Genomic DNA, 10,327 nt, shown 5'->3' with positions numbered 1-10,327 from the left:
CTCTCCTCGCCCATCCGCCCCTCCCCTGGCTCTCCCCCGCCGTCCCCGACAGGGTAGGACGGACCCGTGGCGGACGGACCTGCGGAGGCCGGCCTGTGGAAAACTCGCCGCGCCCGCCCGGAGGCGTGGTTCACTGCGATCATGCATCGACAAGGAGGAGCGTCCGTGGTGCACCAGATCGATGAGTCCTTCCTCTCGCTGCCGCTGCGCGCGCTCGCCGACGCGGCGCTCACCCGGGCCGGGGAGCTGGGGGCCGAACACGCCGACTTCCGCCTGGAACGGATCCGCAGCGCCTCCTGGCGGCTGCGGGACGCGAGGCCGGCCGGCTCCTCGGACGTCACCGACGCCGGGTTCGCGGTGCGGGTGGTGCACGGCGGGGCGTGGGGGTTCGCCTCGGGGGTGGACCTGACGCCGGACGCCGCCGCCCGGGTGGCGGAGCAGGCCGTGGAGATGGCGAAGCTGTCGGCGAAGGTGATCGAGGCGGCCGGGTCCGACGAACGGGTGGAGCTGGCGGACGAGCCGGTGCACGGCGAGCGGACGTGGGTCTCGTCCTACGAGATCAACCCCTTCGACGTGCCGGACGCGGAGAAGACGGGGCTGCTGACGCAGTGGAGCGAGCGGCTGCTGGCCGCCGACGGCGTGTCGCACGCGGACGCCTCGTTGCTGACCGTCCAGGAGAACAAGTTCTACGCGGACACGGCGGGCACCGTCACCACCCAGCAGCGGGTGCGGCTGCATCCGGAGCTGACGGCCGTGTCGGTCGCCGAGTCCGGCGAGTTCGACTCGATGCGGACCCTGGCACCACCGGTCGGGCGGGGCTGGGAGTACCTGACGGGCACCGGCTGGGACTGGGACGCGGAGCTGGAGCGGATCCCCGGGCTGCTGGCCGAGAAGATGCGCGCGCCGAGCGTCGAACCGGGCACGTACGACCTGGTGGTCGACCCCTCCAACCTCTGGCTGACCATCCACGAGTCGATCGGCCACGCCACCGAGCTGGACCGGGCCCTGGGGTACGAGGCGGCCTACGCCGGCACCTCCTTCGCCACCCTGGACAAGCTCGGCACGCTGAAGTACGGCTCCCCGGTCATGAACGTCACCGGTGACCGCACCGCCGAGCACGGGCTGGCGACGATCGGCTACGACGACGAGGGCGTGGAGGCCCAGTCCTGGGACCTGGTCCGGGAGGGGATCCTGGTCGGCTACCAGCTCGACCGGCGGATCGCCAGGCTGACCGGGCTGGGCCGCTCCAACGGCTGCGCCTACGCCGACTCCCCCGCCCACGTGCCCGTGCAGCGCATGGCGAACGTCTCGCTCCGGCCGGCTCCCGGCGGCCCGTCGACCGAGGAGCTGATCTCGCGCGTGGAGCGGGGCATCTACGTGGTCGGCGACCGCTCGTGGTCGATCGACATGCAGCGCTACAACTTCCAGTTCACCGGGCAGCGCTTCTTCCGGATCGAGAACGGACGGCTCGCCGGGCAGTTGCGCGACGTGGCCTACCAGGCGACCACCACCGACTTCTGGGGGTCGCTGGAGGCCGTCGGCGGGCCGCAGACGTACGTGCTCGGCGGCGCGTTCAACTGCGGCAAGGCCCAGCCGGGCCAGGTCGCCGCCGTCTCCCACGGCTGTCCCTCCGCGCTCTTCCGCGGCGTCAACATCCTCAACACCGCCCAGGAGGCCGGTCGATGATGAAGTCCCCCGCTCCTCACGAGGTCGTCGAGCGCGCGCTGGAGCTGTCGCGGGCCGACGGCTGTGTGGTGATCGCCGACGAGGAGTCCACCGCCAACCTGCGGTGGGCGGGCAACGCGCTGACGACCAACGGCGTCACCCGCGGCCGCACGCTCACCGTCATCGCGACCGTCGACGGCGCCGAGGGCACGGCGTCGGGAGTGGTCTCCCGCTCGGCCGTCACCGACGCGGACATCGAGCCGCTGGTGCGGGCCGCGGAGGAGGCCGCGCGGAACGCCGGACCGGCCGAGGACGCCCAGCCGCTGGTGGAGGGCGTGCCCGCCTCCCCCGACTTCGCCGAGGCCCCGGCCGAGACCTCCTCCTCGGTCTTCGCCGCCTTCGCCCCGGCGCTGGGCGAGTCCTTCGCGCGGGCCCGTGCGGAGGGCCGCGAGCTGTACGGCTTCGCCCACCACCAGATGGTCTCCACCTACCTGGGGACCTCCACCGGGCTGCGGCTGCGCCACGACCAGCCCACCGGCACGCTGGAGATCAACGCCAAGTCCCCGGACCGCACCCGGTCCGCGTGGGCGGGGCGGGCGACCCGCGACTTCACGGACGTCGACCCGCAGGCCCTGGACGCCGAGCTGGCGCAGCGGCTGGAATGGGCCAAGCGGCAGGTGGAGCTGCCGGCGGGGCGGTACGAGACGCTGCTGCCGCCGAGCGCCGTGGCGGACCTGCTGATCTACCAGATGTGGTCGTCCGTGGGGCGTGACGCCGCCGAGGGACGCACGGTGTTCAGCAGGCCGGGCGGCGGCACCCGGGTCGGCGAGCGGCTGTCGGAGCTGCCGCTGACGCTGAGCAGCGACCCGGCCGCCCCCGGCCTGGAGGCGGCGCCGTTCGTGATCGCGCACTCCTCCGGCGACGACGCCTCGGTCTTCGACAACGGGCTGCCCCTGTCGAGGACCGAGTGGATGCGCGGCGGCGAACTGCGGCACCTGCTGACCACCCGGCACTCGGCGGGGCTGACGGGCCTGCCGGTGGCACCGGGGATCGACAACCTGACCCTGGACGGGGGAGGCACCGCCTCGCTGGAGGAGATGGTCGCGAACACCGGCCACGACGGTCCCGGCCTGCTGCTGACCTGCCTGTGGTACATCCGCGAGGTCGACCCCGCGACCCTGCTGCTGACCGGGCTGACCCGGGACGGCGTCTACCTGGTGGAGAACGGCGAGGTCACCGGTTCGGTGAACAACTTCCGGTTCAACGAGTCGCCGGTGGACCTGCTGTCCCGGGCCACCGAGGCGGGACGCACCGAGCGCACGCTGCCGCGCGAGTGGTCGGACTGGTTCACCAGGGCGGCGATGCCCGCGCTGCGCGTGCCGGACTTCAACATGAGCTCCGTCAGCCGGGGGGTGTGAGCGGCTTAGACTCTTCCCCAGACCCGGACCACGCATCCATGCGGTCGGCCCCAGTCAGCCATCCATCCGATTCGATCACCGGGAACGAACGTGACACGCCTCGGCGACTCCGTGCAGCGTGCCTGCGAACTGCTGGCACAGGACCTCTCCTCCGACGACACCGTCGAGCGGCTGCTCGCGGAGACGGGCGCGCGCCGTTATCTGGACCTGACGGACCTGTCCGCGAAGGAGCAGGCCGAGCTGATCGCCGGACGGGCCGTGGACGTCCTGCCGTCGGTGGAGAAGCTCGCCGAGCAGATCGACGCCGCCCGGGAGGCCGGGCGCGGCCTGAACGTCAAGCTGGGCATCGACCCGACGGCGGCGGACGTGCACCTGGGCCACACGGTGCCGATGATCGTCCTGAGCCGCTTCCAGCGGATGGGGCACGACGTCACGCTGATCATCGGTGACATCACGGCCAAGATCGGCGACCCCTCGGGACGCTCCTCGGAGCGTCCGCCGCTGACGGACGAGGACATCGCCCGCAACCTGGCGGGCTACCGGGACCAGGTGAAGCCGTTCTTCGACTTCGACCGCGTGCGGTTCCGGCACAACAGCGAGTGGCTGGCCGGCATCACCCTGCCGCGGCTGATCGGCATCCTCTCCCAGATCGGGGCCTCGTCCCTGCTGCAGCGCGAGGACTTCCGCAACCGGCTCGCGGCCGGACACGGGCTGACGATGTCGGAGCTGATCTACCCGGTGGCGATGGCCATCGACTCCGCCGAGATCGACGCGGACATCGAGCTGGGCGGTGTGGACCAGCTGCTGAACATGCAGATGGGCCGCAAGGTGATGGAGATCTACGGCAAGAAGCCGCAGATGATCGTCACCATGCCGCTGATCGAGGGCACGGACGGCTCGGGCGCGAAGATGTCGAAGTCCAAGGGCAACTACATCGCGCTGAGCGCTTCCGCCGACGACGTCTTCGGCAAGATCATGTCGATTCCGGACCGGCTGATGGTGCCCTACCTGCGGGCCTGGACGGAGTGGACCGACACCGAGATCGACCTGGTCGGCACCCGGATCGAGGAGGGGTCGCTGCACCCGATGGACCTGAAGAAGGTCCTGGCCGGCGAGGTCGTCACCGCGCTCCACGGCGTCAAGGCGGCGATGGCGGCCCGCGCGGGCTTCACCGCGCAGTTCTCGAAGAAGTCCTTCACCGACGTGGAGAGCCTGCCGGTGGTGGACGCCGTCGAGCACGGCGGGAAGGGCATCGCGGCGATCCTGGCGAGCGTGCTGGAGTTCACCCCCAGCGCCTCGGCCGCCCGCCGCATCGCCAAGCAGAACGGGCTGCGGCTGGTCGTCGAGACCGAGCAGGGCCAGGAGACGGTCGTGCTGCCCGAGGCGGACGCGCTGCGCCCGCTGGCCGAGGTCGTCCCGGAGAAGCTGGCGGAAGCCGGGCTGTCCGGCGCCGTCTACCTCAAGGCGGGCCGCAAGGTCGCCGAGGTCCGGGGGCTCTGACCGGCACGGGCGAAGGGGCCGGCGCATCCACTGTGCGGCCGGCCCCTCGGGACGCCGTACCGGGTCGTGCCCGGGCGCGTCAGGCGGTCCTCCTGCCCTGGCCCCTGATCGACGCGTACAGCGGAGTGCCCAGCGCGACGATCAGCACGGCCCCGGCGAGCTGGAGGATATGCCGGATCCAGTCGATGCCCCTGGTGTCCTCCACACCGATCCACCCCGCCACGGCGTTGCCCAGGATCCCGCCGAGGATGCCGAAGATGGCCGTCAGCCACAGGGGGATGTTCTGCCTGCCGGGAAGGAGGCCGCGGGCCAGGATGCCGAGCACCAGGCCCACGACGATCGCCCACAACCAGCTCATGTTGCCTCCTCGTGCGGCGCGCGATGTGCGCGTTCAGCTTGTGCCGGAGGACGTCCCGTCCGCATGCCCGTGGGGCCATCCGGGTGGGAGGCGTCCCTGGCGCATCGGGTGCCCTCTACCCGCCTTCGTATGCGGCGGAGTCGGGGCGTAGTGTGGGAAAGGCCGGGAACCCGGCGGGACCTCCTCGGGGATTGGCGGTCTGAGCAGTGGTGAGTGTGAGGCGCAAGCAGCGCGGTCCGGAGGTCTTCCGGATCACCGGAGCCCGCCAGGGCCTCGCCGAGGATGTCCGCGGCCGGGAACGGCGCTATGTGATCTCGATGCTGGTGCGCACCGTCGCGGTGCTGCTGACCGTGTTCCTGTGGAACGTGCAGCGCCCGCTGGCCGTGATCACCCTGGTGCTCGGCGCGACGCTGCCGTACGTGGCGGTGGTCATCGCCAACGGCGGGCGGGAGAACGCGCCCTCCCTGCCCGACTCCTACATCGCCACACCCCCGCGGACGGCGCTGGGCCCGGCGGAGCACACGCCGGAGGAGCACGCGGAGGGCCCGGAGGGGCGTACGGTGCGGCAGACCCCCTGGGAGGGGCGTACGGTGCGGCAGCCACCGTGGGAGCCGGACCGCCCGGCGGACGGGCACGGTCCGGAACCGAGCCGCTCGGGGCCCGACCGGCAGGACTGAGACGGAGCCGGGGCAGGACTGAGAGGGAGCCGGGCCGGGGCCGGGGCGTCCCGGGCGGGGAAGGCCGGGAATGGCTCAGATCAATCATGCGTTCCGGTGCCCCGAGGAAGGGTGCACGTGCCATACTGCGTACACGCTCCGCATCCCCCGTCGGAGCGACGGACCGACGCCGGGCAGCTCCCCCCGTGGCTGCCCGGCGTCGCCGTGTTCGTGCACGTGTTTGTATAGGGGACCGTGACCGAACCCGTGACCGAACCCACCGCCATCTGCTCCGCCAAGGGCTGCCGCGAGGCCGCCGTATGGGTACTGGCCTGGAACAACCCGAAACTGCACACCCCGGAGCGCCGCAAGACGTGGCTGGCCTGCGAGGCCCACCGGGAGTACCTGTCGCAGTTCCTGGGGGTGCGCGGCTTCCTCAAGGACGTGGTGCCCCTGGCCGAGTGGGAGGACCGGGGAGAGGGCCGGGAGGGCTCAGCCGCCGATCGCTGACATCGGACGGTCGGGCTGGAGGAAGGCGGGGTCGTCCAGCCCCGACCCCGCCTTCTTGCCCCACATCGCCGTCTTCCACAGCTCGGCGATCTCGGCGTCCCGCGCTCCCGAGCGCAGCGCCCCGCGCAGGTCGGACTCCTCCCGGGCGAACAGGCAGGTGCGGACCTGTCCGTCGGCCGTCAGCCGGGTGCGGTCGCAGGCGCGGCAGAAGGGGCGGGTGACGGAGGCGATGACTCCGACGCGGTGGGGGCCGCCGTCGACGAGCCAGCGCTCGGCCGGCGCGGAGCCGCGCTCGTCCTCGCCCTCGGGAGTGAGGGAGAAGCGGGTGCGCAGGGAGGCGAGGATGTCACCCGCGGTGATCATGCCCTCGCGCCGCCAGCCGTGCTGGGGGTCGAGCGGCATCTGCTCGATGAAACGCAGCTCGTAGCCGTGTTCCATGGCCCAGGAGAGCAGGTCGGGGGCCTCGGTGTCGTTGAGGCCGGGCATCAGCACGGCGTTGACCTTGACCGGGGCGAGCCCGGCCGCCCGCGCGGCCGCCAGACCGCGCAGGACGTCGGCGTGCCGCCTGCGGCGGGTCATCCGCTCGAAGACCCCGGGATCGAGGGTGTCGAGGGAGACGTTGACCCGGTCCAGCCCGGCCTCGCGCAGCGCCGCGGCGGTGCGCTCCAGCCCGATGCCGTTGGTGGTCAGCGACAGCCTCGGCCTCGGCTCCAGGGCGGCGCAGCGCTCGACGATGCCCACCAGCCCGGGACGCAGCAGCGGCTCCCCGCCGGTGAAGCGCACCTCCCGCACGCCCAGCAGGGTCACGGCGATCCGCACCAGGCGGACGATCTCGTCGTCCGTGAGCAGCTCGGGCCTGGCGAGCCACTGGAGCCCTTCCTCGGGCATGCAGTAGGTGCACCGCAGGTTGCAGCGGTCGGTGAGCGATACGCGCAGATCGGTGGCGACCCGGCCGTAGGTGTCCAGCAGCATGCCGACGGCCCCTCCCAGGGATGGACATCTGCTCGCAGCGTACGCGACGCCCCCGGCGTCCGGTGGGCGCCGGGGGCGGATGAGGGGCGTCCGCCGTGGCCGGGGCCGTGGGGCGGGCCGGGCTCCCGGGCGTCCGGGGCGCGCCGCGAGCGCCCCGGGGCCCCTCAGTGCGCGCCCGCGCCGGTCGGGGAACGCACCTCCGGCTCGGCGTACTTCGGGCCGGTGGCCTCCTCGTCCCCGGACAGCGGCGAGCCGACCCGGCCGAGCGGGAAGCCCGGCGGGATGGAGACCGGGCCCGGGTTCTCCAGCGGGAACCAGTGGAAGTCCGCGCCGGGGAACATCGAGGTCTCCTTGCCCGGGACCACCGGCGAGAGGAGCACCGGCAGCACGGACGAGCCGGGGCCGCCGCAGACGGACCACAGCGCGCCCCGGGTGGTGAAGCGCTTCCGGAACAGGCTGTGGAGGATCGTGGGCGGACCGGCGGACGCGGCGACCGCGAGGGCCGGCGCCGCCGGATAGGCGACGTCGAGCGTGCCCGCGCAGATGCCCAGCGCGATGGCGACCGCGCCGATCGCGACGGCGGCGAGCGGGGCGGCCGCGACCTCCTCCCTCCCGGCCGCCTTCCCCCTGCGGACGACGTTGGCGTACAGGTCGTGGGCGAAGGAGGACGAGGAGGCGAGGGCGAGTCCCCGCGACGACCGCGAGGATCGTGGCGAAGGCGGCGGGGAGCACCGCGAGCGGGATCGCCCCGCCCGCCGATCCGGCGCCGCCGCCGATCTACCGGGCGAGCAGCGGTGCCGCGGTGTCGCCCGCCGCGTTGGACGCGGTGATGGTCTCCTGGCCGAGCAGCGCCGCCGTCCCGAAGCCGAGCGCGATGGCCATCGGGTGGATCACCGGGTGGAAGGCGCCGACGGTGCCGATCGCCCAGCCGACCGGCGTACGGGCGGCCCGGGCCGTGGGCGCGGTGCAGAAGCGGATCGGGAAGCGGATCGGGATGTGCGGCAGTCCGGCGGTGCCCGGGATCAGCGACGGGGGTCGTGCGCCGGCCTCCGGACGGGACCTATGGCCTCGGCCCCGGGATCGGTCTTCGCCGCGGCGCGGCGGGAGTACCGCCAGGCGACGGCGGAGGTGCCGGCGAACCGGGCGATGCCGAGCACGAGGGCGACGTTGACGTTGCCCGGCACCCTGGTGCCCGTCAGACCGCCCGTGTAGTCGGGCAGCAGGACGTACGGCAGGTACCAGGGGACGAAGCCGGCTGTGAGCGGGAAGGCGAACGAGCGGTGGGCGCGCGGAGTTCGCCGATCTCGCGCCCGACCGCACCTCGGCGCAGCGCTCGGGCGTCAGGGCCGGGGCCGCGGGCGGCGCGGGAGGGGGGCCGGGGCCCGGCCGGGAGGGCGGGGCGGGGGCGGCTTCTCGGGCGAGGTCTCCTCGGTGGCTCCGGACGGACGACATCGGGGACTCCGGCGTGACGTGCGTCACAGTGATGCCGCGAAGGCGCATCCCAGCCCCGTGCGGGCCGGAGCGCCCTCGCCGTACGCCGCACTCCTCCTTCCGTGGGACCCGTTGCCGCCTCCCCGGAGAGGGCGATAGCTTCCGTCGTCATACATCCGTGCGGCCAAGCCCGATTACCGGACGGACCTTTGCGGACCCTGCGTTCCCACAGACATGGAGCACCCATGGCATCGAGATCCTCCGGCCGGCGCCGCGCCCTCGCGGTACCGGCCGGGCTGGCGCTGACCGTCTCCCTGGGCCTGCTGCCCGGCACCGGTACGGCCCTGGCCCAGGACGCCCCGGCGGCCACGGCCCCGGCGGCCGCGGACGGCGCACTGCTGTCGTACGTGGTCAACACCTCCACCCGTCCCGCCACGCTCGCCCGCGTGGAGCGGGAGATAGCCGAGGCCGGCGGCACGGTCGTCGTCACGCACCGGAAGATCGGTGTGATCGTCGCCCACTCGGCGAACCCCGGCTTCGCCGAGGCCATGCGCGAGGTGCGCGGCGTGCACTCCGCGGGCGCCACCCGCACCGCGCCGCTGAAGTCCGCGGGAACGACCGAGGTCGGCGCCCCGCAGTACGTGGACGGGGCCGAGGGGGCGGCCCCCCGGGCGGCGGGCGACGGCGCCGAGCCCCTGGAGGGGGACCTGTGGGGCCTGCGCGCCATCCGGGCGGACGAGGCCGCCAAGGTGAACCCGGGCAGTGACCGGGTCACCGTCGCGGTGATCGACACCGGTGTCGACGACACCCACCCGGACCTGGCTCCGAACTTCTCGGCGGGCCAGTCCGCGAACTGCGTCGGCGGCGTCGCCGACACCAGCGAGGGCGCCTGGCGCCCGTACACCGCCGACGACTACCACGGCACGCACGTCGCGGGCACCGTGGCCGCGGCCCGCAACGGCGTCGGCGTGGCGGGGGTCGCGCCGGGCGTGAAGGTGTCCTCCATCAAGGTGAGCGACCCCGACAGCGGCCTCTTCTACCCGGAGGCCGTGATCTGCGCCTTCGTCTTCGCGGCCGACAAGGGCGTGGAGGTCACCAACAACAGCTACTACGTCGACCCGTACCTGTACAACTGCCGCGACGACGCGGACCAGGGCGCGGTCGTGGAGGCGATCGACCGGGCCGCGCGCTACGCCGAGCGCAAGGGCACGCTGCACGTCGCCTCGGCGGGCAACTCCAACCACGACCTGGCCTCCGACGCGATCGTCGACGACTCCAGCCCGAACGACACCACGCCGGTCGAGCGCACCATCGACCCGTCGGAGTGCTGGGACGTGCCGACCCAGCTCCCGGGCGTGGTGACGGTCTCGGCGACGGGCGTGCAGGACCTCAAGTCGTACTACTCCAGCTACGGCCACCGGGTCGCCGACGTCGCGGCCCCGGGCGGCGACCGGTACCAGATCCCGGACACCCCGTCGGGCAACGGCCGGATCCTGTCGACCATGCCGAACGACTCCTACGCCTTCCTGCAGGGCACCTCGATGGCCAGCCCGCACGTCGCCGGCGTGGCGGCGCTGCTCAAGAGCGAGCACCCCTGGGCGAGCCCGGCGATGCTCCAGCTGATGCTCAAGGCGCAGGCGGACAACCCCGGATGCCCGGAGTTCTACGACCCGGACGGCAACGGCGTCGAGGACTCCGTCTGCGAGGGCGGCAGGCACGTCAACGGCTTCTACGGCCACGGCATCGTCGACGCCCTGGACGCCGTGGAGTAACCGGGCGATCGGGCGTCCCGCGGCGGCCCGGGGTTCCGGGCCGCC

General features: G+C 73.2%; 8 protein-coding genes and 2 pseudogenes. 6 read left to right on the top strand and 4 right to left on the bottom strand.

Translation table 11 applies throughout. The features are described from left to right. The first annotated feature begins 141 nt into the window (after positions 1-141). The 3 genes from VE546_RS11325 (at position 142) to tyrS (ending at position 4,583) form a co-directional block, all read left to right on the top strand. Positions 142-1,686 (top strand): TldD/PmbA family protein, encoded by a 1,545-nt coding sequence (locus VE546_RS11325; protein ID WP_414720449.1) that lies wholly within the window; start codon positions 142-144, stop codon positions 1,684-1,686. Continuing rightward, positions 1,683-3,083 (top strand): metallopeptidase TldD-related protein, encoded by a 1,401-nt coding sequence (locus VE546_RS11320; RefSeq protein ID WP_324921211.1) that lies wholly within the window; start codon positions 1,683-1,685, stop codon positions 3,081-3,083. Before VE546_RS11325 ends, VE546_RS11320 begins: the two co-directional genes overlap by 4 nt. Positions 3,084-3,173: 90 nt before the next feature. Continuing rightward, positions 3,174-4,583, top strand: a complete 1,410-nt coding sequence (gene tyrS, locus VE546_RS11315) for a tyrosine--tRNA ligase (protein ID WP_324921210.1) — start codon at positions 3,174-3,176, stop codon at positions 4,581-4,583. A gap of 79 nt (positions 4,584-4,662) precedes the next feature. On the opposite strand, the gene VE546_RS11310 is transcribed toward tyrS, so the two are convergent. Continuing rightward, entirely contained in the window at positions 4,663-4,941 is a 279-nt protein-coding gene (locus tag VE546_RS11310; RefSeq protein WP_324921208.1) for a GlsB/YeaQ/YmgE family stress response membrane protein, read from the bottom strand. 206 nt (positions 4,942-5,147) lie between these two features. Here VE546_RS11310 and VE546_RS11305 point away from each other — a divergent pair. Further along, a pseudogene (locus VE546_RS11305) lies at positions 5,148-5,495 on the top strand (DUF3099 domain-containing protein); the annotation flags it as partial. 369 nt (positions 5,496-5,864) lie between these two features. Beyond that, positions 5,865-6,107: a hypothetical protein gene (locus VE546_RS11300; RefSeq protein ID WP_324921206.1), complete on the top strand. Its 243-nt coding sequence runs from the start codon at positions 5,865-5,867 to the stop codon at positions 6,105-6,107. On the opposite strand, the gene moaA is transcribed toward VE546_RS11300, so the two are convergent. From moaA to VE546_RS27965, 3 genes and pseudogenes are all read right to left on the bottom strand, one after another. After that, a complete protein-coding gene (moaA, locus tag VE546_RS11295; protein WP_324921204.1) occupies positions 6,090-7,079 on the bottom strand; it encodes a GTP 3',8-cyclase MoaA in 990 nt (329 codons plus the stop codon). The genes VE546_RS11300 and moaA overlap by 18 nt on opposite strands. Before the next feature lie 164 nt (positions 7,080-7,243). Next, positions 7,244-8,108 (bottom strand): annotated as a pseudogene (locus tag VE546_RS11290) (solute symporter family protein); the annotation flags it as partial. After that, on the bottom strand, positions 8,102-8,314 hold the full coding sequence (locus tag VE546_RS27965) for a DUF485 domain-containing protein (protein WP_414720450.1): 213 nt from the start codon (positions 8,312-8,314) through the stop codon (positions 8,102-8,104). The pseudogene VE546_RS11290 and the gene VE546_RS27965, both read right to left, overlap by 7 nt. A gap of 441 nt (positions 8,315-8,755) precedes the next feature. Between VE546_RS27965 and VE546_RS11280 the strand changes: the two genes are divergently transcribed. Then, on the top strand, positions 8,756-10,282 hold the full coding sequence (locus VE546_RS11280) for a S8 family peptidase (protein WP_324921203.1): 1,527 nt from the start codon (positions 8,756-8,758) through the stop codon (positions 10,280-10,282). The last annotated feature ends 45 nt before the right edge of the window (positions 10,283-10,327 follow it).

The organism is Streptomyces sp. (assembly GCF_035644915.1).
Classification (GTDB): domain Bacteria; phylum Actinomycetota; class Actinomycetes; order Streptomycetales; family Streptomycetaceae; genus Streptomyces.
This window is presented reverse-complemented; position numbering and strand designations above follow the sequence as displayed.

Bases quoted from the DNA above. Each gene is read 5' to 3' on its own strand.
- VE546_RS11280 (WP_324921203.1), top strand. From the start codon at position 8,756: ATGGCATCGAGATCCTCCGGCCGGCGCCGCGCCCTCGCGGTACCGGCC.
- VE546_RS11310 (WP_324921208.1), bottom strand. From the start codon at position 4,941: ATGAGCTGGTTGTGGGCGATCGTCGTGGGCCTGGTGCTCGGCATCCTG.
- VE546_RS11325 (WP_414720449.1), top strand. From the start codon at position 142: ATGCATCGACAAGGAGGAGCGTCCGTGGTGCACCAGATCGATGAGTCC.
- VE546_RS11320 (WP_324921211.1), top strand. From the start codon at position 1,683: ATGATGAAGTCCCCCGCTCCTCACGAGGTCGTCGAGCGCGCGCTGGAG.
- moaA (WP_324921204.1), bottom strand. From the start codon at position 7,079: ATGCTGCTGGACACCTACGGCCGGGTCGCCACCGATCTGCGCGTATCG.